General features: G+C 65.9%; 30 protein-coding genes and 2 pseudogenes. 21 read left to right on the top strand and 11 right to left on the bottom strand.

Going from position 1 to position 25567, the window contains the following annotated elements; translation table 11 throughout:
* Positions 1-245 precede the first annotated feature (245 nt).
* The 15 genes and pseudogenes from ACI7BZ_RS21085 to ACI7BZ_RS21015 all read left to right on the top strand — a co-directional run bounded on the left by ACI7BZ_RS21085 (position 246) and on the right by ACI7BZ_RS21015 (position 12472).
* Positions 246-1925, top strand: coding sequence for a ParB/RepB/Spo0J family partition protein (locus ACI7BZ_RS21085; protein WP_414119245.1), 1680 nt, complete (start codon positions 246-248; stop codon positions 1923-1925).
* A gap of 93 nt (positions 1926-2018) precedes the next feature.
* Entirely contained in the window at positions 2019-2495 is a 477-nt protein-coding gene (locus tag ACI7BZ_RS21080) for a UCP036055 family protein (RefSeq protein WP_282639840.1), read from the top strand.
* On the top strand, positions 2492-3370 hold the full coding sequence (locus tag ACI7BZ_RS21075) for a DUF7007 domain-containing protein (RefSeq protein ID WP_282639839.1): 879 nt from the start codon (positions 2492-2494) through the stop codon (positions 3368-3370). Before ACI7BZ_RS21080 ends, ACI7BZ_RS21075 begins: the two co-directional genes overlap by 4 nt.
* A 9-nt stretch (positions 3371-3379) precedes the next feature.
* Positions 3380-3571, top strand: coding sequence for a hypothetical protein (locus tag ACI7BZ_RS21070; protein ID WP_414119243.1), 192 nt, complete (start codon positions 3380-3382; stop codon positions 3569-3571).
* Positions 3568-3807 carry a hypothetical protein gene (locus ACI7BZ_RS21065; RefSeq protein ID WP_282639837.1) on the top strand — a complete coding sequence of 80 codons (240 nt, stop codon included), beginning with the start codon at positions 3568-3570 and terminating at the stop codon, positions 3805-3807. The genes ACI7BZ_RS21070 and ACI7BZ_RS21065 overlap by 4 nt, the downstream gene beginning before the upstream one ends.
* Complete coding sequence (locus ACI7BZ_RS21060; protein WP_282639836.1) at positions 3804-4091, top strand: hypothetical protein; 288 nt, start codon at positions 3804-3806, stop codon at positions 4089-4091. The genes ACI7BZ_RS21065 and ACI7BZ_RS21060 overlap by 4 nt, the downstream gene beginning before the upstream one ends.
* 53 nt (positions 4092-4144) lie before the next feature.
* Positions 4145-4447, top strand: coding sequence for a DUF7673 family protein (locus tag ACI7BZ_RS21055; protein ID WP_282639835.1), 303 nt, complete (start codon positions 4145-4147; stop codon positions 4445-4447).
* Positions 4448-5019: 572 nt separating this feature from the next.
* Positions 5020-5607: a hypothetical protein gene (locus ACI7BZ_RS21050; protein ID WP_394107392.1), complete on the top strand. Its 588-nt coding sequence runs from the start codon at positions 5020-5022 to the stop codon at positions 5605-5607.
* 345 nt (positions 5608-5952) lie between these two features.
* Complete coding sequence (locus tag ACI7BZ_RS21045; RefSeq protein ID WP_394107393.1) at positions 5953-6882, top strand: ArdC family protein; 930 nt, start codon at positions 5953-5955, stop codon at positions 6880-6882.
* Between the two features lie 120 nt (positions 6883-7002).
* Complete coding sequence (locus tag ACI7BZ_RS21040; RefSeq protein WP_282639832.1) at positions 7003-7308, top strand: type II toxin-antitoxin system RelB/DinJ family antitoxin; 306 nt, start codon at positions 7003-7005, stop codon at positions 7306-7308.
* On the top strand, positions 7308-7601 hold the full coding sequence (locus ACI7BZ_RS21035; RefSeq protein ID WP_394107394.1) for a type II toxin-antitoxin system RelE/ParE family toxin: 294 nt from the start codon (positions 7308-7310) through the stop codon (positions 7599-7601). Before ACI7BZ_RS21040 ends, ACI7BZ_RS21035 begins: the two co-directional genes overlap by 1 nt.
* Positions 7602-7875: 274 nt before the next feature.
* A pseudogene (locus tag ACI7BZ_RS21030) lies at positions 7876-9027 on the top strand (ISL3 family transposase); the annotation flags it as partial.
* Positions 9028-9064: 37 nt separating this feature from the next.
* Complete coding sequence (locus ACI7BZ_RS21025; RefSeq protein ID WP_414119242.1) at positions 9065-10153, top strand: site-specific integrase; 1089 nt, start codon at positions 9065-9067, stop codon at positions 10151-10153.
* A gap of 2 nt (positions 10154-10155) precedes the next feature.
* Complete coding sequence (locus tag ACI7BZ_RS21020) at positions 10156-12042, top strand: site-specific integrase (protein WP_414119315.1); 1887 nt, start codon at positions 10156-10158, stop codon at positions 12040-12042.
* Complete coding sequence (locus ACI7BZ_RS21015) at positions 12011-12472, top strand: hypothetical protein (protein ID WP_414119241.1); 462 nt, start codon at positions 12011-12013, stop codon at positions 12470-12472. Before ACI7BZ_RS21020 ends, ACI7BZ_RS21015 begins: the two co-directional genes overlap by 32 nt.
* Before the next feature lie 264 nt (positions 12473-12736).
* On the opposite strand, the gene ACI7BZ_RS21010 is transcribed toward ACI7BZ_RS21015, so the two are convergent.
* Entirely contained in the window at positions 12737-12964 is a 228-nt protein-coding gene (locus tag ACI7BZ_RS21010; protein WP_282892206.1) for a hypothetical protein, read from the bottom strand.
* A gap of 12 nt (positions 12965-12976) precedes the next feature.
* Here ACI7BZ_RS21010 and ACI7BZ_RS21005 point away from each other — a divergent pair, with 12 nt between their 5' ends.
* The 4 genes and pseudogenes from ACI7BZ_RS21005 to ACI7BZ_RS20990 all read left to right on the top strand — a co-directional run bounded on the left by ACI7BZ_RS21005 (position 12977) and on the right by ACI7BZ_RS20990 (position 14754).
* Positions 12977-13273 (top strand): DUF736 domain-containing protein, encoded by a 297-nt coding sequence (locus tag ACI7BZ_RS21005; protein ID WP_282892207.1) that lies wholly within the window; start codon positions 12977-12979, stop codon positions 13271-13273.
* A gap of 137 nt (positions 13274-13410) precedes the next feature.
* A pseudogene (locus tag ACI7BZ_RS21000) lies at positions 13411-13692 on the top strand (DUF736 domain-containing protein); the annotation flags it as partial.
* Positions 13693-14074: 382 nt separating this feature from the next.
* On the top strand, positions 14075-14344 hold the full coding sequence (locus ACI7BZ_RS20995) for a type II toxin-antitoxin system prevent-host-death family antitoxin (RefSeq protein ID WP_414119314.1): 270 nt from the start codon (positions 14075-14077) through the stop codon (positions 14342-14344).
* Complete coding sequence (locus ACI7BZ_RS20990; protein WP_414119240.1) at positions 14341-14754, top strand: hypothetical protein; 414 nt, start codon at positions 14341-14343, stop codon at positions 14752-14754. The genes ACI7BZ_RS20995 and ACI7BZ_RS20990 overlap by 4 nt, the downstream gene beginning before the upstream one ends.
* On the opposite strand, the gene ACI7BZ_RS20985 is transcribed toward ACI7BZ_RS20990, so the two are convergent.
* The 4 genes from ACI7BZ_RS20985 to parS all read right to left on the bottom strand — a co-directional run bounded on the left by ACI7BZ_RS20985 (position 14738) and on the right by parS (position 17463).
* Positions 14738-15001 (bottom strand): WGR domain-containing protein, encoded by a 264-nt coding sequence (locus ACI7BZ_RS20985; RefSeq protein WP_282639827.1) that lies wholly within the window; start codon positions 14999-15001, stop codon positions 14738-14740. The genes ACI7BZ_RS20990 and ACI7BZ_RS20985 overlap by 17 nt on opposite strands.
* 88 nt (positions 15002-15089) lie before the next feature.
* A complete protein-coding gene (locus tag ACI7BZ_RS20980) occupies positions 15090-16283 on the bottom strand; it encodes a DUF1173 domain-containing protein (protein ID WP_414119239.1) in 1194 nt (397 codons plus the stop codon).
* A gap of 194 nt (positions 16284-16477) precedes the next feature.
* Positions 16478-16981: an RES family NAD+ phosphorylase gene (locus tag ACI7BZ_RS20975; protein ID WP_282639825.1), complete on the bottom strand. Its 504-nt coding sequence runs from the start codon at positions 16979-16981 to the stop codon at positions 16478-16480.
* Positions 16978-17463 (bottom strand): type II RES/Xre toxin-antitoxin system antitoxin, encoded by a 486-nt coding sequence (gene parS / locus ACI7BZ_RS20970; RefSeq protein WP_282639824.1) that lies wholly within the window; start codon positions 17461-17463, stop codon positions 16978-16980. The genes ACI7BZ_RS20975 and parS overlap by 4 nt, the downstream gene beginning before the upstream one ends.
* Before the next feature lie 492 nt (positions 17464-17955).
* Here parS and ACI7BZ_RS20965 point away from each other — a divergent pair, with 492 nt between their 5' ends.
* On the top strand, positions 17956-18144 hold the full coding sequence (locus ACI7BZ_RS20965) for a hypothetical protein (RefSeq protein WP_282639867.1): 189 nt from the start codon (positions 17956-17958) through the stop codon (positions 18142-18144).
* Positions 18145-18554: 410 nt separating this feature from the next.
* Here the strand turns inward: ACI7BZ_RS20965 and ACI7BZ_RS20960 are convergent, their stop codons facing one another.
* The 6 genes from ACI7BZ_RS20960 to ACI7BZ_RS20935 form a co-directional block, all read right to left on the bottom strand.
* Positions 18555-18962, bottom strand: a complete 408-nt coding sequence (locus ACI7BZ_RS20960; RefSeq protein ID WP_282639823.1) for a DUF2442 domain-containing protein — start codon at positions 18960-18962, stop codon at positions 18555-18557.
* Positions 18955-19194, bottom strand: a complete 240-nt coding sequence (locus ACI7BZ_RS20955) for a DUF4160 domain-containing protein (protein ID WP_282639822.1) — start codon at positions 19192-19194, stop codon at positions 18955-18957. The genes ACI7BZ_RS20960 and ACI7BZ_RS20955 overlap by 8 nt, the downstream gene beginning before the upstream one ends.
* A 155-nt stretch (positions 19195-19349) precedes the next feature.
* Entirely contained in the window at positions 19350-19649 is a 300-nt protein-coding gene (locus tag ACI7BZ_RS20950) for a type II toxin-antitoxin system RelB/DinJ family antitoxin (protein WP_414119237.1), read from the bottom strand.
* A gap of 140 nt (positions 19650-19789) precedes the next feature.
* Positions 19790-21697 (bottom strand): Ti-type conjugative transfer system protein TraG, encoded by a 1908-nt coding sequence (gene traG, locus ACI7BZ_RS20945; protein ID WP_282890680.1) that lies wholly within the window; start codon positions 21695-21697, stop codon positions 19790-19792.
* On the bottom strand, positions 21694-21933 hold the full coding sequence (locus ACI7BZ_RS20940) for a conjugal transfer protein TraD (RefSeq protein ID WP_282642217.1): 240 nt from the start codon (positions 21931-21933) through the stop codon (positions 21694-21696). Before ACI7BZ_RS20940 ends, traG begins: the two co-directional genes overlap by 4 nt.
* The gene (locus ACI7BZ_RS20935) at positions 21926-22210 is read right to left on the bottom strand and encodes a TraC family protein (RefSeq protein WP_414119235.1); all 285 of its coding nucleotides are present in this window, start codon (positions 22208-22210) and stop codon (positions 21926-21928) included. The genes ACI7BZ_RS20940 and ACI7BZ_RS20935 overlap by 8 nt, the downstream gene beginning before the upstream one ends.
* 212 nt (positions 22211-22422) lie before the next feature.
* Here ACI7BZ_RS20935 and traA point away from each other — a divergent pair.
* The coding region (traA, locus tag ACI7BZ_RS20930) for a Ti-type conjugative transfer relaxase TraA (protein WP_414119234.1) at positions 22423-25567 on the top strand (3145 nt) is incomplete at its 3' end.

Raw genomic sequence — 25567 nt, 5'->3', positions numbered from 1 at the left:
ATTCAGGAAAAATCCGGTTCGCCGATCGGCCGAACCGGCGACGCTGAAGCTCAACCGCAGCCCGCGCGATCCCGGCCACGGCGTCCGGCGCAGGGCTTGACGCCCCGCTTGGCCGGCCGGGCAGGGATGCTCGGCCGCAGTTGCACCGGCCCGTCCGCTCCGCGGGCCGGGGGAGGTCTTCAAAAAGAAGACGAAGGAAGGACCCGCGAAGGGCGGCGTCCAACATCCCCACAAGGAGCTTCCCCATGCATCTCATGAAAGTCGATCCGCGCGCGCTGAAGGAAAACCCCGACCGCATGCGCCTGACGAAGTCCACGCCACAGGCCGACGCCCTGTTGCTCGCCACCATAAAGGCGGTCGGCATCGTCCAGCCGCCTGTCATCGCCCCCGAGACCAGCGGAGGCAACGGCTACATCATCACTGCCGGCCACCGTCGCGTGCGCCAGGCGATCGCCGCCGGCCTCGAAGAGATCGACGTCCTCGTCGACGACGCCGCCAACGACAATGGCGCGATGCGGTCCATGGTGGAGAACATCGCCCGCGAGGCGCTGAACCCCGTCGACCAGTGGCGCGCCATCGAGCGCCTCGTCGCGCTCGGCTGGACCGAGGAGGCGATCGGCGTCGCGCTTGCCTTGCCGGTTCGCCAGATCAAGAAGCTGCGCCTCCTCGCCAATGTCCTGCCGGCCATGCTCGACCAGATGACGAAGGGCGACATGCCCAACGAGAAGCAGTTGCGCACCATTGCGGCAGCCTCGCCCGACGAGCAGCGCGAGGTCTGGAAGAAGCACAAGCCGTCCAAGGCCGACCCGCAGGTCGCCTGGTACAGCGTGGCGAACGGCCTGGAAAAGACCCGGATGTACGCGAAGGATGCGAGCTTCGACGACGATCTCGCCAAGGCCTACGGCATCGCCTGGGTCGAGGACCTGTTCGCCTCGGCCGACGAGGACAGCCGCTACACGACGGACGTCGAGGCCTTCCTCGGCGCCCAGCAGGAATGGATGGCGAACCACCTGCCCAAGCGCAGTGTCATCGTCGAGGCCGACACCTGGGGCCGCGCGAAGTTGCCCCCCAAAGCCGAGCAGGTCTACGGCCGGCCCGGCAAGTCGGACCACGCTGCCATGTATCTTGATCGCGAGGGCAAGGTGCAGACCGTGCACTATCGTCTCCCCGAGCCGAAAAAGGCCAAGGCCAAGGGCGAGGAGGTCGGTGGCGCGGCTGGCGAAGATGGCGTCGTCGTATCCAGGCCGCGTCCGGACGTGACCCGCAAGGGCATCGAGATGATCGGCGACTTCCGGACCGATGCGCTGCATGAAGCGCTCGCCCGCGCCCCGATCGAAGACGACACGCTGCTGGCGCTGCTCGTGCTCGCGTTCGCTGGCCGAAACATCTCCATCGCGTCCGGCGCCTCCGGCGACGTCTACGGTTATGCCCGGATGGATCGCCATGCCGCACGGCTGGTCGGCAATGAGGGCAAGCTCGCGTTCGACCGCGAGACGCTGCAGCAGGCGGCCCGCGGCGTCCTCATCGATGTGCTGTCGTGCCGGGAGAACCGCACCGACACCGGCATCGTCGCGCGGCTCGCCGGCGACGCCATCGGCGCCGACGGCTTCCTCCCGAACATGGGCACGGACGAATTCCTCTCGTGCCTGTCCCGCGCCGCGCTCGAAGGCTCGTGCAAGGACACCCCGGTCCTGCCGCGCCAGAAGGTGAAGGACACCCGCGCCGCTCTCGTCGAGCACTTCAAGGCGGAGCGGTTCGTTCATCCGTTGGCGCTGTTCGCGCCCGACGCGATGAAGCTCGCGAGCTGGCTGGTGAAGCACGAGGCGAGCGAGGACGACGATCTCGACGAGGGGTCGGCCGAGCCGGACGCCGCGGAGCCGGCCGACGCGCTCGACGGCGAGGCCTACGGCGTCGCGGCCGAATAGCCGGCGCACATTTTCGCACTGCGAATCCCATCCCGCCGCCGGCTCTGCCGGCGGCGCTTTCGTTTCCACTCCTGCGCAATCACGGAGGACATGATGTCCGCGCACACGATCTACGACAACGCGCCGATCGGCTCCCTCGTCGCCTGGTCCGATGGAACGCCGCGGCCGCCCGAGCGCTTCACCAGGAAGCTGTCCGCCTGGCAGACCCACAACAGCAAGGGCCGCCTGATCCAGAAGCAGGGGGAACGCGGCATCGGCAGCGTCGGCCTGTCCGCCAGCTTCACCCTGCACGAGGCGGACTATGGCGCTGGCGGCGTCATCGCGATTCGCGTCCACCGGACGTTCTCGCTCGACTCGAAGCTGCACTTCACGATCCTCGAGCGCCCGGCCATCGGCTCGGTGCGAATCTTCGACCGCGCCGGCCGCGGCGCTGTGCTCGTCCATCTCGCTGCGCATCGGCAGGCTGCCGAAGAATGGCTCTCGCGTCATGGTTATCCGCGCGCCGTGTTCGAGGAGGTCACCGCCGACGAGGTCGGCGCCGACGTCGTCGAGGGGAGGATCGTCGCATGACCATGCTGGCATCTCCGAACGAAGCTGCCGACCCCGCCAGCGGATTTCCGGAGGTGGCGTTCGGCCACAGCGCGGACGGCTTTGCCGTCGCCCGGGTCGCGGACACCGCGTTCGCCATGCTGCCCTCGCGCGACGGGCGTTTCTATCTCGCGAGTGGCTGGCGCATCGGCCGTCCCATGGAGCAATGGACGCGCGCCGATTTCCACAGTCATTCCGGCGAGCTCGCCAATGAGGTGGCCTTCCGCGCCAAGGTCATGGAAAACGCCGAGCATCAGCGCGAGAAGCGCGCGCTCCGCCGCTGCGAGATCCGCGCGACCGCCAGCACGCCCTGGGGACGGTCGCAGGGCGCGACCCTCTATGCCGAGGATGTCGTCTTCCATTCCACGGCCGGCCATGGAGGCATTCACCTCTCGGCAACGCGCAACCGCATGGTCCATCCCATGCTTCGCGCCGAGGGCGGCTGGTACGAGGAAGATGAAGCCTGGGCGATCGTCGCCATCACCTTCCCGCACCTGTTCACCGCCTTCGAGCGGCGCTGCGCCGAGCAGACGGTCAAGGACAGCTGGCCGGAGGCATGGGAGACGATCTTCGGGATCATCCTCGCCCCAGGAGAGTCCCGCGAGAAGGATCGCCGGTCCTTCGAACAACAGCACGCCGGCGACTGGATCGTGGTGTCGGCGATCACCTCGAACCGCGAGAAAGGCATGGTCGAAGTCGTCGCCACGATGGGCGGCCGACGTGGCCCCGGCACCGAGGAGCGCCGCTTCCTCATCCCGTCATCACAGTACCGAAGTGGCCCGTTCGGCTTCGTCATCGATAAGAATCGCCATCGGATTTATTCCGGCCCGTCGAGCTTCCTCGGCTGGACGCGATAGGAGGCAGCGATGCCCTGGAAAATCATCGCTTCCGCCTTCGGCTGGAAGGCCGCCCATGATGACGAGGCAAGTCTCCTCGTCGTCCGGCACCCCAAACGGCGCCGGCACTATTCCGGCACTGACGCCTGGAAGCAGGCTGTCCTGCTGTCGATCCGCTCGCCGTCGGCACACCCGCTGCTCCGCAGGGAGGGCCGGCCATGACGACTTATATGGTGGCCGTTCATCTGCTGGTCGAGGCAGGGCCGGAGCCGCGCGCCGAAATCTGCGCGGCACTCCATGGCATCCTGAGCGATGCCATGCAGCAGGATGCCGGCGAGGATCTCGCATCCTCGATCGCTTCGGTCGCGTTGCCCGCCTCCTATGCGCCAGACACCACCCCGCTTCCGGCGTGGCCGGCGGCGTATTCGCGGCGCCGCGCCCGGGAGAGTTCGTCATGAATACCTCGGGCAGACCGGCGCCGCTCGCACGAACACGAGCCGCCTGCTCCGAGGCCCGTCGCCAGCTTGCTCGCATCGAACGCCAGATCAAGCACCGCGCCGAACGGAAAACCAACACCGCAAAGGCAAAAGCCCGACCGTCGAGCCGTCGTCGGGCCGGATGGACGCCGGCGGATGGGCGGCTCTTCCGCGAGCATGTCGATCAACTGGCCTTTGAGCGCCGCGGCGAGATCGAGGCGCTCTCGTGGAAGCTCGCCAGCGGAAGGTCGCGGGGGCGGCGTTGAGGTGCAAGTGGATCGCGCTTGCGCTAACCTTGGCTCGTCATAGGAGTACCATCATGGACGAGACGACGCGCGCCGGGTTCGAGCGGCTCTTCACCATCGCCCGCAGCGACACCGGGCAGTCGCGCCGTGTCGCCGGCTTCGTCCTCGCCTGGTGGAATGCAATCGACCTCGGCGGGTTCGACATCGCCGACCTCTTCGCCGTCGATAATGCCATCGCCCATGACATGGCGACCGTCTTCGCCTATGTCGCCGGCCGACCTGTGGCGGAGTATCCCGAAGCCTATCGGACCGAAATCGAGGACGTCATCCGGCAGTGGCGGCCAGACGTGTGGGCGAGGGCAACCGACGCCGCCTAGGCCAAGCTGCTGGCTATCTCCCGCCGACAATTCCTCGGCAGCAAGCGGATCCTCGCGTTTTCTCGCATTCGCCATTTGTCGTCCGCCTCGACGATAGCGGCGTGGCTCTCTCCAAATCGCTGCTGTGAACCGCCGTGACGTTCGGGATGTGAGGCGCTGCGCGCGGGCCCGCCGGTCGATCTCTCCGCCTGCGCCTTGTCGTGGCCGACGGGGAAAGCAGGTCCGCGGCGGCAGGTCATGTCGGCCTTCCCATGTCACTTTCGAAGCCTGGGCACAGGTCCCTTGCCGGTCCTCCCCTCGGGTTTTGCTGCGGTCGTAAACCGGCGGCCGGCCGCTTCAAGGCCGCGTTCCGCGCCGCGTGGCGGCCGGACCCCGTCAGGCTCGGCAAAGCGGGCCCGCGTCCCGCGCGAGGGCTGAAAGCCCCGCTTGTCCGCAGGCCCGCTTCGCTCGCCTCGCCGTCTCCGGACCCTGAAACGTCCACCTATCGCCGATTTCTCTCGACCGCACCCGAAGGAAAGACCGGCAAGGGCCGATCCTAGCCCGAGGGAGAAACCGCAGGAAAGGAAGTTCACATGACCAAGACCGCTCGCGCTCCCCGCCAGTCCGCCCGCGTTGTCCAACTCCGCAAGGGCACCACGCTCGAGATGGTTCGGCTGGCTTGCCCCGACGCCCACCAGACCTTCCTCATCTGCGAAAGCTTCGGGCTTCCGGTCCCCGACAGCGACGGAATCCGGGAGCTCCACCTGCGACTGATCATGGAGACGGCCGAGAGCCTTGGCGAAGGGCTTAGCGAACGGGCGATGCAGATCCATCTCCAGCGCATCGTCGGTGCCTATGTCGGATCGGCCCACGGAGCCGGCCAGTTCTATTCCCGCGCCGTTACCGAAGCCCGCGACGCCACCGCCAAGCTCGCCAATGACGCCCGCGACGAGGATCTCGACGGCCCGGTCGGCTTCTCGAGCGCTGCACAGCGCAAGCGCGAATTCGCCGCCGACATGGGGCTCCAGGCCCACGTGCTCCGCATGGCGGCGGAGGGCGCCGACGCGGCCTATGAGCAGGTCGTCGGCGAGCGCTGGAAGCCCTTCGAGCGGCCGCTCGAGAATGCCGGCCAGAGCGTCGACCGCAAGGCGGCCGAGCTCCAGATGGCGGCTCTCGGTTGAGCCGCCCGGGCGGAGCCTTGGCTCCGCCCTTCTCATCGCTCGCACGAGACCAAGCCGGCCTCTCCAGGCGCCGGCCTTTTCGCATGTCGAAACCAAACCTCAGTCGATCGCGGAAGGAAAAGAAATGGGAGGAGAGCGCGCCGTGCGCGTCCCGTCCCGGAAGGAGGTCCTGCCGGGGCCGGCGGTCAGCGCAACGGCTTCGCCGTCCTCCACTTCGTTGCGGCCCGTCGCGCCTCGCCCCGCGGTCGGGCGCCTCCGGGTGCGCGGTCTCGCCTGTTCCCCCGGCAACCGGACCCCGTGACGGGGCCGCGATCGGCGCGGCCTCCAGTGCGGAGGTTCAGGAAAATGAGCAGGAAAGAGATTGGCGAGCGCGGCGACATCTACGCCAGGATTACCGAGCGGATTGTCGCCGATCTCGAAAAGGGCGTGCGACCGTGGATCCAGCCATGGAGCGCGGCGAATGCGACCGGCCGCATCACCCGCCCGTTGCGTCATACCGGAGCGCCATATTCCGGCATGAACGTGCTGCTGCTGTGGTCGGAGGCCATGGCGCGGGGCTTCGCCTCGCCGACCTGGATGACCTTCAAGCAGGCGGCGGAGCTCGGCGGCCATGTTCGCAAGGGCGAATCCGGCTCGATCGTCATCTACGCCAGCCGTTTCACGAAAACCGAAACGGACGCGCACGGCGGGGAGGTGGAGCGGGACATCCCGTTCCTGAAGACCTACCGCGTCTTCAACGTCGACCAGATCGAGGGTCTGCCGGCAAATTTCTATCTCCCGCCGCCGCCCGTTCTCGATCCGATGGCGCGGATCGAGCATGCCGATTGGTTCTTTGCGCATACCGGCGCCGTGATCCGCCACGGTGGCTCGGCGGCATTCTATTCGCCGTCGACCGACCACATCCAGATGCCGCCGTTCGAGACGTTTCGCGACGCGGCTTCGTACGTGGCGGTCCTCAGCCATGAATCGGTGCACTGGACGGCTGACCCGCGCCGCGTCGGCCGCGATCTCAGCCGCTACGCGAAGGATCGCAGCGAGAGGGCGCGCGAAGAGCTGGTGGCCGAAATCGGCTCGGCGTTTCTCTGTGCCGATCTCGGCATCGTTCCGGAGCTGGAGCCCAGGCCCGACCACGCCACCTATCTCGGAAGCTGGCTGACGGTCCTTGCCAACGACAAGCGGGCGATCTTCTCGGCCGCCGCCCATGCGCAGCGTGCCGTCACCTTTCTGCATGGCCTGCAGCTACAGGCCGAGACGGTGCAGGAGGCAGCGGCATAGTGCTCACTGGCTGGCGAGGAGTTCGGCGAGTGCTCCTCGGGGAGCGTATGATATTCGACGTCGCGCTGGTCATCGTCATGCAAATGCATTACACTACAGGTGTCAGACAGGGAGATCGACATGACTGCCAATGCACTGGTCCAGACCCGCATCGATGCCGATGTCAGGGACCGGGCGTCTGCAGTGCTCGAGAGCATGGGCCTGACCGTCTCAGACGCAGTTCGCATCCTGCTGACCCGAACGGCCAATGAAGGTACCCTTCCGCTTGAGCTGGTCACCAACAGCGAAGCGCATGATGCATGGTTCCGGGCCAAGGTCCTGCAGGCGATCGAGGATACCCGGCCCGATGTTCCGGATGAAGAAGCGGAGGCGCATTTCGCGGCCCGACGCGCCACGGCCCGGCGTAAGGCCGGGTCCGCAGGCTGATGAGGCTCGTCTGGTCCGCCGTTGCCCTCACCGATCGCGACGGCATCTTCACCCATATCGAAGCTGATAGTCCGAAGGCCGCCATCGCCGTCGACGAGCGGATTTCGGCCGCGGCCCATCGCCTCTTGGAGTTTCCTGAAAGCGGGAGGCCCGGCCGTGTCCCGGGAACGCGGGAGCTCGTTATTCCCGGCACGCCCTATATCGCTGCCTATACCGTGACGACGACATTCGTGCGCATTCTGTGCGTCCTTCCTGGTGCACAGATCTGGCCGGGCGACTTCCCCGAGAGCTGAGCAGTCGCGGGTTACACGGCGCTTTCGCGGCGCGAAATGGACGCAGCCGCAATGTTGTACCAGGCCATCTTTCTCTCATCGCCATCCATCATACCGGCAGTCAGGCCGCGTCAAGGACGCGCGGTGCCCCCAATTTTGCCACCGCCGCGCGACAACGAAATCGGCTCCCCACGCGCTGACCCCGCCGGTCGCTTCACGATCCTGACCCGTCCCTCCAACGCTCGGTGATCCGCCTTCGTCAACGAGACGAAGGAGCTTCACATGACGATGGTTCAGCAACGACACCCTGCTGCGGGTGGTGCGGCGACGCGGCCACCGGCCTTTCGTCCCGCCAACGGTCATTGGGATCGACGACTGGGCGTGGCGGCGCAACCAACGCTATGGCACGATCATCTGTGACCTTGAGCGCCGCAGGACCATCGCTCTCTTACCCGACCGGGAGCCCGCGACAGCGCAGGCGTGGCTGACCTGCCAGCCTCAAATCACCACCGTCGCTCGTGATCGCGGCGGAGGATATGCCACGGCTGCGGCCAAGGCGCTGCCGACGGCCACCCAGGTGGCTGACCGCTGGCACCTGATGGAGAACGCCAGCCGTGCCTTTCTCGACGCGGTGCGCAAATCCATGCGTCAGGTACGAGCCGCGATCGGCGCCGCGACCATTAACCCTGATCTGCTCACGGCCGCCGAGCGGCTGCAATATGAGGGATATCTTCGTCGGGAAGACGCAAACGGGACCATCCTCCGCTTGGCGAAGGATGGGATCGCGATCAAGGAGATCGTGCGCCGCTCTGGGCATAGCCGTGGCCTTGTCCGCAGGATCCTGCGCGGCGAGCGCACGGACGTGTTCCGCTCCCGGGAAAGTTCGCTGGAACTGTACCTGCCGTGGCTTGAGAACAGGTGGGCAGCCGGCGAACGCAACGGCGCGGAGCTGTGGCGGCGCCTCAAGCGCCAAGGCTTCCGCGGTTGCCTTCGGGTCGTCACCGAGTGGGTGTCACGCCGTCGGCGCGCCGAACGGATGGACAGTGATGCACTCACTCGAACCCCTTCGGCGCGCACCATCGCGCGCCTCATGACCATTGGCCGGGACCGCGTGTCCAAATCCGAGAGCGTCACGATCGCTGCGATCGAAGCCGCCGTGCCGCTCCTCGTCGAGGCGCGAGAGATCATCGCCGCGTTCCAGGCCATGATCCGCAAGAAGAGTGTCGCAGAGCTCGAGCCATGGCTCGAGCGGGCCAGATCCAGCCTGATCGCGTCATTCGCCAACGGCGTCGTCAAAGATCGGGCCGCCGTGGTTGCCGCCATCACCTCGCACTGGTCCAACGGCCAAACCGAGGGGCAGATCACCAAGCTCAAACTCGTCAAGCGCCAGATGTACGGCAGAGGAAAGCTCGATCTCCTTCAGGCCCGTCTCGTCGGCGCGCCCTAGGTCTTCTTCACCAAAACTGCGTCAGACCCAATCTTCCATGCCGAAACACATCTGGGGTGGCTATCGCACCATCGCACAGCATTTTCACATCACGACCGACACGCTCGTTCCGTTCTTCTTGGCGATCGCCATCCAGACGGCCGCCAATCCGGAACCGTTGCGCGACCTCCGGCGCGACTGCCTCGTTCCGCATCCGCTCGACGAACATCGTGTCATCGTCGACTGGAACAAGGCGAAGACCAGCGCGCGGCTCCAGAAGGCGCAGCGGCGGTCGTTCGACCGGCGTCGACGATACGCCGCACCGAACCTGATCGAGATGATGCTGGCCTTGACCGGACCGCTCCTCGCAGACGCGCCGCCCGGTCAGCAGGATCGGGTGTTCCTGACGCGCAGCATCTATGCCGGGCCTACCCGTCGCTCGCTCCGCAACCGCACCGAGGTCATCGAGCACTCGGTTCTCAGGCGGGCCATCCTCAGATTCACAAAGCGCGCCAACCAACGCATCGATGAATGGAACGCAGCGCACCCCGACAGTCCGCGCGCGTCGATCGCAAGCTTTGCTCCGGCTCTCTTTCGCGGGACCGTCGCGACCGAGCATTACCGCGCCTCCGGCGGCGATATCCTTGCGGCACAGTCGATCCTCAACCACGCCAGCGTCGCAACGACCGAGACCTATATCAAAAGCGAGGAGACGACGCGGCTTCAGCGCCAGACGATCGCCCGCCTCCAAGACCTGATGGTCGCCTGGGTTCGGGGTTCCGAGCGGATCGACCCGGTGCCAGGACCCAGCCAGCCTCGCGCCGCCGTTCCCTTCGGCCATGATTGTCTCGCGCCGGTCGTTCCCGGTCGCGACGGCGCTGAGCGCCTATGCCCGCAATTCGGCGGATGTCTCGCTTGCCCCGGCCTGGTGATCCCGATCGACACCGAGCATCTGGCGCGCATTCTGGCTGCCATCGATCGCTTCGAACAGGCCCGCAACCGGCTCGACCCACGGCGCTGGAATCTCCTCTACGCGCCGTCATGGCGGATTCTGACCCAGGACATCCTTCCGGATTTCCCGACGGCACTGCACGAGGCCGCCCGCTCGCTCGTCGCCGGCATGCCTGCCTTGCCGGAACTGGAGTGATCATGCCGAGCCGATCCGCCACCATCCGCGATACCGATCCGCCGCAGAAGGTTTCGTCGGCTTCGCTGTGGTCAGATCCGCAGTGGCAGCTCGATGGCTTGCGGCCTGATCTGCGAACGCATCAGTTGTTGATCGATTGGGCTTTCGAACTCCCGGACGGCAGTCGCTTCACCGATCCTTTCTGGGCTGTGTGGCTGGAAGATGCGCGGGTCTTCCTATGGTCGCTTCGGGTCGATCCGCCGCCAGGCCGGCGGCACGCCCGCTCACGATCGCTCGTCGCAACGGCCGTCAAACTTCGTGTTCTGATCCGGTGGATAGCCGGCGAAGCCATGCGCAGTTTCGGCGATCTCGATCGCGATACAGCCGAGCGGTTCATGCATTCCATTGCCGAGCGGCGAAGGCATGACGGCACGCCAATCAGGCCGGGAACCCGGCACGACTACGCTAACGTCCTGCTGGCTCTCTACCAGCAGAGGCGCAAGCTCGCATATCCGCCATCAGAGCATCCCTTCGACGAACAGCGTGCCAGCATGTATTCGGGCTTCAGCCGCCACACCGTGCGGCGCCTGCCATTCACGCCCGACGCCATCGCTGTTCCGCTCGTCTCGGCGGGGATCCGGCTGATCGGCCAGCCGGCCGACGACGTCATCGCCTTGCGCGATCAGGCCGTACCGTTTCGCATCGACCATCAGGGGCGCTCTTTCTTCGTCCACCGTCAGGCCGTCCGCGCCCTTGTTTCGTCGTTTTGCTTTTCCACCATCGACGGCGAGAACGCGCCCTGGCATCCGCCGCTGACGCGGACCAAGGATCTTCGCCTGCTGATCAATAGGATCCAGGAGGCCTGCTTCATCACCATTGCCTATCTGATCGGCGCGAGGGCTTCGGAGATTCTCGCACTCGAAGTCGATTGCATCGAAGAGCACCCGTCCGCGGATGGCATGGAAGCCTTCACCTATCTCCGCGGGCGGATATTCAAGACCGCCGCCAATGAAGCCGGCACGCCGCACCTCTGGCCAGCGCCGCCGCCCGTTCTGCGCGCGGTGGAGGTCCTTCATCGCCTGTCGGAACCCTTGCGTACCCAGGCTGGCCGATCGGAACTGTGGCTCTCCCTGGCCGGGAGCGGCATCGTCGATCGCCGCCCACCGGAGGTCGCGACGGGCAGCTCCCTCGTCATCCGCCTGAACGAGAGGTTCGCACCATTCATCGACATGCCGCGCAATGACGACGGGACGTCGTGGCATCTGACCACACATCAGGGCCGCAAGACCTTCGCCCGTTTCGTCGGCAAGCGCGACCGAACCGGCCTCCACGCCCTGCAGCATCATTTCGGGCACGTGACCCGCATTATGACCGACAGCGCCTATGTCGGGACGGATTTCGATCTCGGCGAACTTGTCGACGCACAAACGCTCGATGAGACCCGATCCGCGCTCGAGGAGTTGCTCACCGCATCCCGCCTCGGCGGCAAGGCCGGACGCACGCTGTCGTCGCAGTCGCGTTTCCGCGGCCGTACTCGTGACGGCGAACTCGCCGCCTATGTCGATTTCCTCATCGAGGAGAGCGGCATGCGGCTCGGCGTCTGCGATTGGGGATACTGCGTCTATCGCGCCGAGTCCGCCGCCTGCATGGGCGACGAGCGTGGCCCGAACCCTCTGTGGCGCACCGAAAGCACCGGCATGAGCTGCGCCAACTTCGCCGTCACCGAGCGTCATCGCCCAGTCTGGCAGGCGCATCTTGACCGCAACCTCGCCCTGATCGCCGACGAACGGCTCGACGAACCGAGCCTCGCTCTCACCAGGACCCGCATCGCCGAGTGCGAGCGCATCCTTTCCGATCTTTCCGCCACCGGAGAAGCCCGTGCCGAAGACGACCGCCAAAAACCCGCATGACCGGCGCATGCAGGCGACGGCCGAGAAGCTGCGTGCCGCCCTCGCTCGGCTGACTGGGCGTTCCGCAGAATACCCGGCGGCGCCCACTCGACGTTTGACCGTTGCAGCGCTCGCTCGCGAAGCCCGCGTCGGCCGCAACGCCATCTATGCTAATCACCGCGATATTCTCGACGATCTTGCCCGCGCTCTTCAGCGGCAGCGTGTCCCCAGCCGGATCGCCACCATCGCAGACAAAGTTGCCGAGCAGCGCGTCGTGATCGACGACATGCAGCGCCAGATTCGCCAGCTCGCGACCGAGAATGCCGGTCTCATGCGGCGCGCGATCGAGGCCGAACGCTGGGCCGAGAGGGCTGAACGCCGCAGCGCGCAGTTGACGAGGGAGATCGACGCCCATCGCCGTCCCGCGATACTGCGATCGACGCAGCCATGAGCGACTGCTCGAGCAGATGCCGTCATATTCCTGGCTGGTTCATGCGGTCCGTCGCCGAACGCCGCCGGCTTGGCGCCGCATGGCGCAAGGTGCCACGGGGTTCCCTCTTTGTGTCGGGAGGCAGGCAGGCTTCGCATGATGAGAGGGAGCGTCTGGATTTCCACCATGTCGCTATCGTTGGGATTTCGGTGTCGCAAGCTAGGGCATCTCCTTGGCAGGGCTGTCCTGAGGTACGTCCATTGCGGCCTTTCTTGTTGGCGTATCTCACACCGCGTCCGGCTGCTGCGCAGCCCGACCTCGATCCCACAACAGCGCGATGCCTACCTTCTTCCCCACCGTGCTCGGCTGACGCCTGCGCGCGGTTTCCTCGCGAAGCAAGAAGCTCGTCCCTGCGCCGCCCTCCACTTCGTTCCAGCCCTTCGGGTGCGGGCCGGTCGCCCGGTGTTCTCCGATCGCCATCAAGGCCGCGATGGTCGCGACCTGATACAGCAAAGGAGAAGACCCATGGCTCAGATCGGCACTTTCACCCGCAACGAAGACGGCTCTTTCGCCGGAGTGATCAAGACGCTTTCCCTCAACATCAAGGCCCGCTTCGTCGCCGCCGACAAGGAAAGCGAGAAGTCCCCTGACCTTCGCGCCCTCGCAGGCTCAATCGAGATCGGCGCAGGCTGGAAGAAAGCCGCCAAGGAAACCGGCCGGGAATACCACTCCGTCAAGCTCGACGATCCGAGCTTCCCAGCTCCGATCTACGCCAGCCTCGTGGAAGTCGAGGACGGATACGCCCTCATCTGGTCGCGCTGAGGCGACCACTCACCGGACGCGGCGCTCCACCCCGGGGCGCCGCGATCCAGCTAAAGGACACTCGGAAGTGTCCTCCACCAGATAGCCAAGCAAAATCCGATGCGTCGTTTCAAGAGGACAGTTGACGGCTGACCTAAAACGGCTTCACCGGCGTCATCAAGACCCTCAACCTCAACGTCAAGGCCAAGATCGTTCGCGCCGAGCGCACCTCCGACAAAGGCCCCGACTTCCGCATCCTCGACAGCCGCAACGTGGAATTCGGCGCCGCCTGGCAGAAGACCGCGAAGGAGACGGAGCGCGACTACCTCTCCGTCAAGCTCGACGACCCTTCGTTCCCCGCTCCGATCTACGCCACCTTGATCGAGGTGGAAGGCGAGGAAGGCCTCCAGCTGATCTGGTCCCGCCCGAACCGGGACTGAGCCTCCGACCAGAGGGCTCCGCCGCAAGGCGGGGCCTTCAGCCCTTTCGGTGACGAACGGCCACAGCCAGGAGGAAACACATGACTACCACCACAATCTCACAGGTGCAAAGGTCCACCACAGTGGCGACATCGCGGTTTGGCCCGACGGAACATCGAGGAACTGCGCGCCGAGCTGCGGAACGCCGCGAGATCGAGGCCCATCTGGAGACGGTTCTCGCGGAGCGCGAGCTCATCTGGGCCGAGCTGGAGGGCCTGCTTTCACCATGTCGCGCCGTCCGAAGCGCTGCCGGCCCGGCGGCGGCGCTTCGGACGGCGCTTCGTTGCGCAAATGCGGTCAATGCTGTATATATCAGCAAAGGCAGCAATTACAGGAGATCGCCATGCCGCGTTTAGGTGGGTCCTATTCCACGAGCGAGCTTTCCCGCAAGTCCGGCGATATCATCGCTGAGGCGCTGCGCCGGCCGGTAACGATCACCCAGCGCAACAAGCCGCGCCTCGTGCTCCTCAACATTGAGGACTATCAGCGCCTGATGCGCCAGTCGGACGCACGCTCGGCGGGGACCATCGAGACGATGCCCGACAGCCTTCTCGCAGAGTTCGAGAACGCCGTCGACGCCTATGCGCGGGAGGACGAGGCCGGAAAGCCGTGAGCTTCGACGACATCCAGACCGCGACCGTCATCCGCTATCCGTATCTCTGGGCGCGGCAGGCGCGTGCCGGCGAAACCGAGGGCCGCAAGGATCGGCCCGTCGCCGTCGGCGCGCGTATCGTCCGGCCGGACGGTGATCTCGTGCTCTTCTTTCCGATTACCACCAAGGAACCGGAAGCATCGCGATTCTTTGCCGAGATCCCGGCCATCGAAAAGCGCCGTGCCGGGCTGGACACCGATCTGCGCCTCTGGATCATCCTCGATGAATTCAACACCGACCTTGTCGGCCGGTCCTTCTATCTCGAACCGAAGCGGCCCATCGGCCGCTTCAGCAAGGCCTTCTTCCTGCCGCTGCTGCGCGAGTTCATCGCCCGCCGGAAAGCCTTCACCGAGGTCAGCCGTTTCCGCTGACGCCGGCGTCGCCATAGCCGCGGCGTCGTTTCGTCCGGGCAAGGCGCGAGAACGCGCCCACAGCCTCCTCAGGCTGATCGAAGGTCTCCATCATCGACTGGCCGTTCGTGCCGATCCGGCCCCAGTTGCGGATGACCGTCGCCCCGCCGAACAGCGTCGGCTGGAGCGAGAGCGTGTAGTACCGCCGCATGTTCTGCGCGGGATCGATGCGGCGGAGGTGCAGCGGGCCCGGTGCCGTTCTTTCCATGGGGCGAGTCTCGCGTCCCAGGAAAGGCGCGTCCAACGACTTCCATGAATCGATCCTGCGGGATCGATTCATGCCCGTGATGAACGCCTCAGGGCATGAGCGGCATGCCGCCGTCAGCCGTGCGCCAGACCCAGGGCGTCATCTCGGGCCGAGCGTCGATCATCTCCGCCAGTATGCGATCATAGTCTTCGTCGGCGCCCGCAGGGACGATGTACATTGCGACAGGAGACGGGCGCCTCTCAGGGAGCGTCACGCAAACGACCGGCTGATCCCGGCTGAGATTGAACCGCAATCCCTTCACGCTCTTGCGCCGCATGCCTGCTAGGCGAGAGAGCAACTGCAGTTCGTGGGCGCTCTCGAAGGGAATCCAGTTCTCCGTCACCACCATCAGGGCGATCTCGTTGATGGCCGGAACGCCGGCGTTTGAAATCCCGAATGTCGCGATGGCGACGACGTGCGTCTCCTCGTTCGCATCCCAGAGTTCCAGCTCGGCGTCATACCGCTTGTTCAGCCGGCGCCAGGCCGCCTCCTCCAGCATCAGAGGGAAATCCGGCAGGTGCTTGATGACAACCTTCCGGCCGCTGCGAGCCTCAGGGAATTCCTTCACCTCGCCGACCAGCAGCATCAACTTCTGCGGGCCGTTGCCCGGCGCCTGGGCGCCGGATAGAGCCCTGGATCGCCGCACCGCGATCGCAGCCTTGTCGTCGGCGTGGAACACCTCCGGCACGAACAGAATGTCGCTGAGCGGACCGCCGCGCACGGTCATTTCCCTAGCGGCATTCATCACGCTCGCCCGCACCTTGCCCCAGCCGCGCTTGCCGGCCCAAAGCGATGTCCATTCGGTCAGCTCGGCGGCATCCCAGAGATAGTGCAGAACGGCGCGCAGCGAGAGCTTCTTGGTCTCGTTCCGCACCGTGTCGGAAGTCTCCGATGGGGATGCCGGCGCGGACCGGCTGCCACGCTTCGTCAGCGAGAAATCGAGCTTGAGAATGGCGGTCCCGGTCGCATCGTCAATCTGGATCGCATTGCCGATGAGGGGACCGAGCCCCGAAAGCTCGTAGGGCGGTTCGTAGGACGGGCAGGAGGGGTCGTGATCGCGGCCAGTCAGCGGCATGCGCTTGACCAGGAACTGTCCGTCGTTCCGCGCGATATACATCGTGGTGGGCGGCTCGCGGCACAGGCAGAGCGGCCGCTGCTTGCGCTCAAAGGCCTGCTCGAGCGCGGATTGAAGCTCCGGCGCGCCTTCATCGCAGGTCCGCTCACCAATCCTGAACTGCCGCATGGGTGGATGCACCTTCATTTAACCGCAAAGGACAAGGCAGTAAAAATGCTGATCGGACAGCCACAAACCTCCCAACGTCGGAAGGACGTGGTCGTGGAGATCTCATTCTGCCACGGCCACACTCGCGCCACCTCGGCCTAGGCTCGCCGGTCCGTTCGACCGGGAGAAGAGAGCACACTGCGCGGCCTCGGCGCCTACGCGGGCGGATGCAGGCGTGTGTCCAATGCAAAAGGTTCCTGACGCTTCACGGCATAGGCGCCTGCAGCGCTGCTCGCCATGAAGATCAGGTTCCAGCTGTGCGTGGAGACGGCGCTCGGAATGACCACGAAGCGATGGCGGTGCAGGAGATCGTCGCCGAACGCCTGCTGGCCTGCGCTCGGGATGCCGGGCCTCAGCCAGTTCAGGTTGGGAACGTCGGCGGGCTCGACGACATGCACGTCGGTGAGGTCCGTCACCATTGTCGCCGTCATTACATGAGGGATCGTGTCGAGCGCTCTGAACCCCTTGTGGACCGCCACCTCCAGGATCGCGGTGGAGGGATCGATAGAGCAGTACACGGCGCGAACGCCCTTGCTGTTCCATCGACCGCCAACCCGGTAGGAGCCCTCACCGCTGTCCCAGCTGGAAGCAAAACTCACCTGGTCGAGCCGCCATGCCACAAGCTCACCGCCGCCAAGCGCTCCCGGCAGCGGCGTCATGCATAGACGCCGTATTCAAGCCGCACGAGATAGTCCTCGACGAGCTCGATGCCGGCGGGCGTGGAGAGCAGGTCGATGGGACGGCGCTGGTCGAGCCCGATCGCTGGACGCTCCAGCCACTGCTCGGCCTCCTCCTGTGAGCCGAAGACGTCGGTCGCCTTGGCAAGGATCTCCGCAAATTTCCATGCCCTGCCGCTCTGCTCCTGGCTCAGCGGTTTGGAGGGCGCATCCTTCCGGCGCTGATAGGTTCGCACGCTCATGCCGACCGCCTTCTCGAGCGAATCCGCCTTGTGCAGAACGCGCAGATGCCCCACGAGGTGATCCAGCGCAGAGGCGGGCAGGCCGCGCAGCAGCAACTCATGGGCGTCAAGGGCACTGTTGACGTGCCCCGACAACACCCGGGAGCCGCCGAGCAACTCGGCGATCTTCTGCAGATCGCGCGGGGCCACCTCGGGAACGGTCTGTTTCGCCGCGATCGCCATTGCAAGCTCCGTGTGTCAACTGTCGCTTCTATATATGACAGGTGACGCATCTGGTTCAAGCGTCGGAGCGATCGGCAGGGCATGAATCTGCATCCTGCAAAGGAGTATTCGGGCGCATCCGGCGTGCCGGACCGGGCTCTACTCCGCCGGATCCCGGCTCCACGAAGCCTGCGCGCAGTCTTCGCGCCTCGCGGCGTGACGATCCCTTGCGCATGCAGCCTCGCTGTCTGGGGCGAACCCGCGAGACCGGCATCGACGCCCGGTCACTGCATCGACCCCGCCTGAGGGGGGATGAGGGCAGGCTTCGCCTGCTGCTGCCGCGTGCCTGGATAACCCACCCTGTCTGCTCAGAATGTCCAAGCCTGCCATGGCGGGTGGGCACGCCCCAAAACCGCGCGGCCCCTCCAATTTTCCCGCTGCGCAGGAAAATCGGTTCCTCCGCGCGCCAGCAAGCTGGCCGCTGTCGCGGGTTTTGACCCGTGCCCACCCGCCATGACCGCCGTCGTCATCTTTCACAAGAACGTCGAGGAGATGACGATGACCCTGGAACAGCACATCGAGGAACTGCGCGCCGAGCTGCGGAACGCCGTCAATGCCGGTGAGCGCCGCGAGATCGCGGCCGAGCTTGAGACGGCCCGCGCCGAACTCGCCCGCAAGATCGCCGAGGAGGAGCTGCCGTGAAGCAGCTCTTTTCGCCGCGGCTCGGTGACGGTCCCGGCGTGTCATGGAACGACGGCAGCATGCCTGGTTAAGGCCGCCGCGGCCGACAGTCCATCGTCTTTGGACGAAGGGCGGCTTCCATGGTGGCGAGCAAACCTCGCAATCTGGCGCCACGAAATGGCCTTTTGCGGCGCAATGGCAGACGGTTGGTGAGCAACAGGGTGCCTTGAAGGCGCAGTCAATCCCTCGATAAAGCGGGCCTCGCCCGCCATCCTGAACGTGGCTACGAAATATTCCGCGCGCTGAGCGGATGCCAAACGACGGCACGCTGCGATCGGGCGACCGGCGACGACAGCGATGACCAAAGATCCACTCCCGACAACAAAGACGCCAGCCCCCCAACCAGGCGCGGCGTAGGGCGACGCGCCAAGCTACTGGCCGCTCGCTTTTCGCGGACGACCGCCTTTAGCGCCATTGGCGCGGGCAGCGGCCGCCTTGGCTGCGGACGTCGCCTGGCCGGCTCGGCGAGCCATATAAGCTTTGGTGCCGAAGATGCCGGCCATCAGGCCAGGCAGGGACAGGTCGACGTCGAGCGCCTCCCAATGCAGGCCATAGCCGTGACCAAGGATCTCGACAGCGGCAAGCTGGTCATCGGTTGCCTCTTCCAGCCCCTGCGCCAGACGCGGCGGAAAGGCGAAAGTGCAGCCGTTGGTGAGGTCGACGATGACCCGGCCAGTCTGCCGGTTAAAGCGCGCGGTAGCTGCTCGCGGCTCGCTTTCATGGGCCCGGCGGCCGCGTTCCAGGGCGGCCTCGATGGCGGCATCGGTAAGGTCAGCCATGAATCTCTCTCCATCGGGTCAGGAACGCAGTCTGCTGCTCGGTCACCAATTGCATCGCGCGGCGCACCTCGCCCCGCTTCATGCCCTCGGCCCAGACCAGTTCCGGTGCTCCTTCCGAGCCGATCAAATTGATCTTTGCCTGTCCGTCGCCGAATACATGGACATGGGCCGGCTCATGGTCATCAACGAAGATGACGACGCGCAGGCCATATGCGCGGTAGATCGTGACCATAGAGTTAAGTAACCTAACATGATGGGTTTTGCAAGAATGATCGGCTGAAGGCATCGGGGGAGTCCTTCCGAAATCAGGACACGGACGGTTCGATGCCCCTGCTTGCCGGAGTCTATGATCGCCTGCAGATCGGTGCGCGTGCGTTCTCGCGCCGCTCAAGCCTTCGCACGGCGCTTCCTGTCGATCAGCGACTGTGCCTCTTCCATCACCTGCTGGTGCGGCACCGCCGACCGGGTATCGACCAGGGCCGCGCGTACCTTGGCCCGAAACCATGCGTCATGGGAGTCCGGGTCCGCAGTCAGGCCCGCCGGCAACACGCCCTCGTTTACGACGCGCGTGAGGAGAATCCGGACGGCATCGGAAACCGTCAGACCGAAGCTGGCCAGCGTCTCGGTCGCGTCGGCCTTCAGCTTGTCGTCTATGCGGATGTGCAGCATTGAGGTGTGAGCGGCCATGTTCCGACCTCCTGACTTGGCGGCATTGTGTCTCTCTTTTGAGAGACATTCGAGGAGGGGCGACGATGGGGGCGGCTCGCCATTGCCCCGTGTCACTGGCGCGAAGCGCGTTGTCTGCGGAAACTGCTCGCGAAGGCGGCTCACACCTTGACGAAGCGATTGGCCTTGGCTTGCTCGTTCATGTCCCTGCGCCGGAAATAGATCGCCCGCCCGCAGCGGATCGGGCTGTGGCCCTGGACGATGATGATCTGCTCGTCCTTGCGCATCGACTGGGTGATCTCGTGGGGCATGATGAGCGGCCGGCGCTGGAAGCTGAGGCTCTCCGAGCGCCGATCGCCAGTGCTCGACATGCTCCATCCCACGTTCCGCGACCGGCCCTGGACCTCGACCGTCATCTCGCCGCACTGGGCCGAGACGTTGCGCGCGGTTTCGAGCGCCTTGATCGCGGCGTATGAGGCGAACGCACATCCGTCGATCCACGACGTCGCGCCGGCCTTGCCGAAATGCTGCTCCAGCTGACCGACCGATTGGTACATCATCATCAGCGTGATGCCGTACTTGCGGCCGCGATCGCGGGCCTCTTCCAGGACCCGCATGTAGCCGAGCAGGTCCACCTCGTCGAGCATGAAGAGGGCCCGGCGCGCGAACGCGCCATCCGCTTCCACCATGGCATTGATGAGCGAGCCGATGATCACCCGGCCGATCCCGGGATAGGACCTCAGGATCGAAGCGGGGATGTTCAGGAACAGGTCCTTCTTGCCGGAGACGATGTCACGCGACTTGAAGGCATTGCCGCAGACGAGGGCGGCGTAATTGTCGAGCGAGAGCCACTGCGTGTCCTTCGATGCGGTGGAATAGACGCCGCTGAACGTCTGCTCGGTCATATTCGTGAAAACGCCGAGCGTCTCACGGATGAAGGTCGATTCCGAGTGCTCCTGAATGTCCCGGAGCATGGCGAGCACCGAGGGCTCGGGCTCGGAAACGATCTGACGCAGGCTACGCAGATTGCGCCGTCCCGCATATTCGGGCGAGAGCATCACATGCGCGAGCAGGCCGGTCAGAAGGTTGTGCGCCTGGTTCTGGAAATAGGCGCCGGTCGAGGATTCAAAGCGCACGCTCTCGGAAAGCAGCATGTGCGCGATGCCGACGATGTCCTCCTCCTTTTTCTTCGATCCCTCGATGCCGTCGAGGACGTTGAAGCCGGCGATCGGGTTGGTGGGATCGAGCACCATGACCTCGCGGCCGAGAGCGCGCGTGCGATGCTCCTTGACCATCGGCGCGACCTCGGTCGAGGGATCGAGGCAGATCAGCGGCCCGGAATAGCGCAGCGCCGTCGGGACGACGTTGCTGGTCGTCTTGAAGCCCCCCGACCCGGCGAAAAACAACATGTGGGTCGAATCGAAATCCTGCTTGTAGGTCAAGAGCTGTGCCCGCCCGCCCTGGCCCCAGGTCGCGCGGTCCGCGGGGTCGAACGGCAGCTCATGCACGATCTCCCGATCGACGCGATAGCGCTCGCCGACCACGATCTCACCATCGGCGGGAAACAACCGCGCCGCCGCAGCCATGGGCAGCCAGTCCGCATCGCCGAAGGTCGGGCGCTTGGCGCGCTTGACCGGATCGGCGACGAGCACCGAAATCCTTGCCGCCGTGGCGACAACGAGAAATCCGACAATCGCGCCGGCTACGGCGAAGCCGTCGAGGTAGGAGAGGGCACGGTCCCAGGTGACGGCGCCGCTCTCAACGAAGGGGGCGAGGCGATCATATTCGCGCAGGGCATAGAGTCCGGCCACGCCGAGAAAGCACAGCAGCGTCGCCATCGCGATCGGCCGGCGCCGATGCATCGCCAGCGCCCAGACGGTCCCGAGCCCGACGAGGGGGCCGACCAGAAGGGCAGGGAGCGGTGCAGCTCGCAGGAACCAATGGGCCACCTTGCCGGATATTCCGACGGCGAGATCCGGCCATCGCCAGCCGGTGACATAGACGGTCAGGGCGGTGACGGCGATCGGCACGACAACCAGCAGCAGGCTCGGGTTCAATCGTCGCTTCACGGCGCCACTTCACTTTCCTGATCCGGCGCCGGTGCGTCCTCCATCGGCTGCCACTTGAACGCCTCCAGTCCGATTGCCTTCAGCCGCTCGTGCTCATTTGAGCCGACCGCGATGCGGCCCGCTTCGATCAGCGCACCCAGCAGAAACGCCCGGTCGGCTTCCGCCAGTCCGGCACGGACCACCAGGGCGCCGAGCAGAATTTTCTGAAGTGCGTCGCGTCGGCGGACCTCACTCATGGTGGCCCTTCGCCGTCGCGCCCACCGAACGAGCTCCCGATCGATCCGTCGCAGCGGCAGGTGAACCGGCGTTCCCTTTTTCCGCCTTGCGAAATCGGGCGGCGATCTCCTCGCAGATGGCGTCGAGTTCCTCGTCGGGGATTTCCATCTCCACCAGGCCTGCCTTCGTGGCGGCCCGGGCGAAGCGCTCCCCGGCTTTGACTATCAGAAATTTCCGACGCTCCCGCAGCTTCTCGATCTGGGCATCGATCTCGGGAAGTGACGATTTTACGCGCATTAATGGACCTCACCTCAACTCGAAACAGGTCGATTATATCGACTCGTATAAGGCAGTTAAATAGGCTAATTTCATCATGAGCCAACTGGCTCACTGGCGGCGGTCCCCCGCAGGGCCAGCCGTTTGAAGCGGCATCGGCCCAGCGGTCCGATCTGTTTGAGGGCGCAATATACGTCGCGCTAGCGACATGCCTGGTGGGAGCGACGACGGCAGTGGCCATCATGTTCGTCAGAGCGCAGGTGATCAGCCGCGGGACGGGGCGCTCGGTCGTCTCGGCCGCCGCCTATCGTCACCGCACCCGGATGACGGACGAGAAGGGCGGCACCAGCTTCCGCTATGAGGGCGGGGCCTCCGAGCTGGTGCATGAGGAGTTGGCGCTTCCGCAGCAGCTGCCGGCCTGGCTTGAGGCGGCCATCGGAGGAAAGAGCGTCGCCGCCGCCAGCGAGGTCCTGTGGAATGCGGTCGAGGCGTTCGAGAAAAGGGAGGATGCGCAACTCGCCCGCGAACTGATCATTGCGTTGCCGGAGGAACTCAGCCGAAGCGAGAACATCGCGCTGATGCGCGCGTTCGTGCGGGAGACCTTCACCTCGAAGGGCATGATTGCCGACTGGGTCTATCACGACAAGGACGGCAATCCGCACGTCCACCTGATGATGACGCTGCGGCCGCTCGCGGAGGACGGGTTTGGCCCGAAGAAGGTGGCGGTGCTCGGGGAGGATGGCAGGCCGCTGCGCGTCGTCACGCCCGATCGACCGAACGGCAAGATCGTCTATCGGCTGTGGGCCGGCGACCGCGAGACGATGAAGGCATGGAAGCTCGCCTGGGCGGAGACGGCCAATCGGCATCTGGCGCTGGCGGGCTACGACATCCGCCTCGACGGACGCTCCTATGCCGAGCAGGGCCGTGACGGGATCGCCCAGAGGCACCTGGGGCCTGCCAAGGCAGCGATGGCGCGCAAGGGCAGTGCGATGTTTCTTGCGCCGGCGGAGCTCGCCCGCAGGCAGGACATGGCCGATCGCCTTGCCGCCGATCCGGGGCTGCTCCTGCAGCAGCTCGCCAACGAGCGATCCACTTTCGACGAACGCGAGATCGCCCGCGCGCTCCACCGCTATGTGGACGATCCGGACGATTTCGCCAACATCCGGGCCCGCCTGATGGCGTCGCCCGATCTGGTGACGCTGCGCCCGCAGCAGCTCGATCCCGAGACCGGGCGGGCTTTGGAGCCCGCAGTCTTCACGACGCGCGACATGCTGCGTGTCGAGCACGGCATGGCGCGCTCCGCACTCACGCTCGCGGCACGTGATGGCTTCGGTGTCGGCCCCGCGCGCGTTACCGCCGCGATCGAAGCCGTTGAGACCCGAGACCCCGACAAGCCGTTCAAGCTCGACGCGGAGCAGGTCGATGCGGTGCGGCACGTCACCTCGGATGCGGCGATCGCCGCCGTGGTCGGGCTCGCCGGCGCCGGCAAGTCCACCCTGCTCGCCGCGGCGCACGTCGCCTGGGAACGCGACGGACGCCGCGTGGTCGGGGCCGCGCTGGCGGGCAAGGCGGCCGAGGGCCTGGAGGACAGCTCGGGCATCGCATCGCGCACGCTGGCGTCCTGGGAACTGGCCTGGACCAACGGGCGCGACCAGCTCAAGCGCGGCGACGTGCTCGTCGTCGACGAGGCCGGGATGGTGTCGTCGCAGCAGATGGCGCGGGTGCTGAAGGCGGCCGAGGCCGCCGAGGCGAAGGTCGTCCTGGTGGGCGACGCCATGCAGCTCCAACCGATCCAGGCGGGCGCGGCCTTCAGGGCGATCGTGGAGCGGATCGGCTTTGCCGAGCTCGCCGGTGTGCGCCGCCAGCGCGACGCGTGGGCGCGCGAAGCGTCCCGGATGTTCGCGCGCGCCGAGGTCGCCACAGCGCTCGATGCCTATGCGCAGCATGGCCATATTGTCGAGACCGCGACGCGCGCGGACGCCGTCGGCCGGATCGTTGCCGACTGGACCGAGGCTCGCCGCGCGCTCGCCACCAAGGCGCCAGCTGGTGGAGATCCGCAACCCGTTCGCGGGGATGAGCTGCTCGTGCTCGCCCATACCAATGACGATGTGAAACGCCTGAACGAGGCCCTCCGCAAGGTGCTGATCGACGACGGTGTGCTGACACAGAGCCGCACGTTCGCCACCGAGCGCGGGACGCGCGAATTCGCCGCCGGCGACCGGATCATGTTCCTCGAAAACGCGCGGTTCGTGGAGCCGCGGGCGACGCATCTCGGCCCGCAGCGCGTCAAGAACGGCATGCTCGGCACGGTGACGTCGACCACGGACAAGCGCGGCCGAACGCTCTTGTCGGTGCGTCTCGACAATGGGCGCGAGGTCGTGTTTGGCGACGACACCTACCGCAATGTCGACCATGGCTATGCGGCCACGATCCACAAGGCGCAGGGCGCGACGGTGGACCGGACCTTCGTGCTCGTCACCGGCATGATGGACCAGCATCTGACCTATGTGGGGATGAGCCGGCACCGTGATCGGGCGGATCTCTATGCGGCGAAGGAGGATTTCGAACCGAGGAGCGAATGGGGACGAAAGGCCCGCGTCGATCACGCCGCCGGCGTCACCGGCGCGCTCGTGGCGGTAGGCCGGGCCAAGTTCCGCGACGGCGAGGATGTCGCGCTGAGCCCGTTCGCGGATGTGCGGACCGACGACGGGTCCACCCGTCGGCTATGGGGCACGAGTCTGCCCGCCGCGCTGGAGAAGGCGGGGGTTGGGGTCGGTGATACCGTCTTGCTGCGCAAGGACGGCGTCGAGACCGTCACCCTGAAGCTGCCAATCGTCGATGAGGAAACCGGACAGAAGCGGTTCGAGGACCGTGTCGTCGAGCGCAACGTCTGGCGGGCCGGGCGGATCGAAACCGCCGCCGTTCGCCTAGATCGGCTCGCACGAGACAGCCACCGGCTGGAGGTGTTCGCCGGGCTCGTCGAACGTCTGTCGCGATCCGGTGCGAAGACCACCACGCTCGATTACGAAAGCGAGCCCTCCTACCAGGCGCACGCCCGCGACTTCGCGCGGCTGCGCGGCATCGACCAACTCGCGGAGGCCGCGGCCGGGATGGAGGAGGGCGCGGCGCGGCAGCTGGCGTGGCTGGCCGAAAAGAGGGGCGAGCTGGCGCGGCTGTGGGAGCGGGCGAGCGTCGCCCTGGGCTTTGCGATCGCCCGCGAACGTGGCGTCGCCTATAACGACATGCGCGCCCAGGCGCCGCCTCCGCAGGTGTCGGCCGGGGAGGGTCGCCATCTGCTCGCGCCGGTAACGCGGTTCGCACGGTCGGTGGAGGAAGATGCGCGCCGGGCTCAGCTTGTGTCGCCGGCCGTGAAGGAGA

This window comes from Xanthobacter sp. AM11 (assembly GCF_047444035.1).
In the GTDB taxonomy this organism is placed as follows: domain Bacteria; phylum Pseudomonadota; class Alphaproteobacteria; order Rhizobiales; family Xanthobacteraceae; genus Xanthobacter.
The sequence above is the reverse complement of the archived record's forward strand: the minus strand, read 5'-3'. Positions and strand labels throughout refer to the sequence as shown.

Coding starts and splice junctions, on each gene's coding strand:
- ACI7BZ_RS21085 (WP_414119245.1), top strand. CDS start 246: ATGCATCTCATGAAAGTCGATCCGCGCGCGCTGAAGGAAAACCCCGAC.
- ACI7BZ_RS21080 (WP_282639840.1), top strand. CDS start 2,019: ATGTCCGCGCACACGATCTACGACAACGCGCCGATCGGCTCCCTCGTC.
- ACI7BZ_RS21075 (WP_282639839.1), top strand. CDS start 2,492: ATGACCATGCTGGCATCTCCGAACGAAGCTGCCGACCCCGCCAGCGGA.
- ACI7BZ_RS21070 (WP_414119243.1), top strand. CDS start 3,380: ATGCCCTGGAAAATCATCGCTTCCGCCTTCGGCTGGAAGGCCGCCCAT.
- ACI7BZ_RS21065 (WP_282639837.1), top strand. CDS start 3,568: ATGACGACTTATATGGTGGCCGTTCATCTGCTGGTCGAGGCAGGGCCG.
- ACI7BZ_RS21060 (WP_282639836.1), top strand. CDS start 3,804: ATGAATACCTCGGGCAGACCGGCGCCGCTCGCACGAACACGAGCCGCC.
- ACI7BZ_RS21055 (WP_282639835.1), top strand. CDS start 4,145: ATGGACGAGACGACGCGCGCCGGGTTCGAGCGGCTCTTCACCATCGCC.
- ACI7BZ_RS21050 (WP_394107392.1), top strand. CDS start 5,020: ATGACCAAGACCGCTCGCGCTCCCCGCCAGTCCGCCCGCGTTGTCCAA.
- ACI7BZ_RS21045 (WP_394107393.1), top strand. CDS start 5,953: ATGAGCAGGAAAGAGATTGGCGAGCGCGGCGACATCTACGCCAGGATT.
- ACI7BZ_RS21040 (WP_282639832.1), top strand. CDS start 7,003: ATGACTGCCAATGCACTGGTCCAGACCCGCATCGATGCCGATGTCAGG.
- ACI7BZ_RS21035 (WP_394107394.1), top strand. CDS start 7,308: ATGAGGCTCGTCTGGTCCGCCGTTGCCCTCACCGATCGCGACGGCATC.
- ACI7BZ_RS21025 (WP_414119242.1), top strand. CDS start 9,065: ATGCCGAAACACATCTGGGGTGGCTATCGCACCATCGCACAGCATTTT.
- ACI7BZ_RS21020 (WP_414119315.1), top strand. CDS start 10,156: ATGCCGAGCCGATCCGCCACCATCCGCGATACCGATCCGCCGCAGAAG.
- ACI7BZ_RS21005 (WP_282892207.1), top strand. CDS start 12,977: ATGGCTCAGATCGGCACTTTCACCCGCAACGAAGACGGCTCTTTCGCC.
- ACI7BZ_RS20995 (WP_414119314.1), top strand. CDS start 14,075: ATGCCGCGTTTAGGTGGGTCCTATTCCACGAGCGAGCTTTCCCGCAAG.
- ACI7BZ_RS20985 (WP_282639827.1), bottom strand. CDS start 15,001: ATGGAAAGAACGGCACCGGGCCCGCTGCACCTCCGCCGCATCGATCCC.
- ACI7BZ_RS20980 (WP_414119239.1), bottom strand. CDS start 16,283: ATGCGGCAGTTCAGGATTGGTGAGCGGACCTGCGATGAAGGCGCGCCG.
- ACI7BZ_RS20975 (WP_282639825.1), bottom strand. CDS start 16,981: ATGACGCCGCTGCCGGGAGCGCTTGGCGGCGGTGAGCTTGTGGCATGG.
- parS (WP_282639824.1), bottom strand. CDS start 17,463: ATGGCGATCGCGGCGAAACAGACCGTTCCCGAGGTGGCCCCGCGCGAT.
- ACI7BZ_RS20965 (WP_282639867.1), top strand. CDS start 17,956: ATGACCGCCGTCGTCATCTTTCACAAGAACGTCGAGGAGATGACGATG.
- ACI7BZ_RS20960 (WP_282639823.1), bottom strand. CDS start 18,962: ATGGCTGACCTTACCGATGCCGCCATCGAGGCCGCCCTGGAACGCGGC.
- ACI7BZ_RS20955 (WP_282639822.1), bottom strand. CDS start 19,194: ATGGTCACGATCTACCGCGCATATGGCCTGCGCGTCGTCATCTTCGTT.
- ACI7BZ_RS20950 (WP_414119237.1), bottom strand. CDS start 19,649: ATGGCCGCTCACACCTCAATGCTGCACATCCGCATAGACGACAAGCTG.
- ACI7BZ_RS20940 (WP_282642217.1), bottom strand. CDS start 21,933: ATGAGTGAGGTCCGCCGACGCGACGCACTTCAGAAAATTCTGCTCGGC.
- ACI7BZ_RS20935 (WP_414119235.1), bottom strand. CDS start 22,210: ATGCGCGTAAAATCGTCACTTCCCGAGATCGATGCCCAGATCGAGAAG.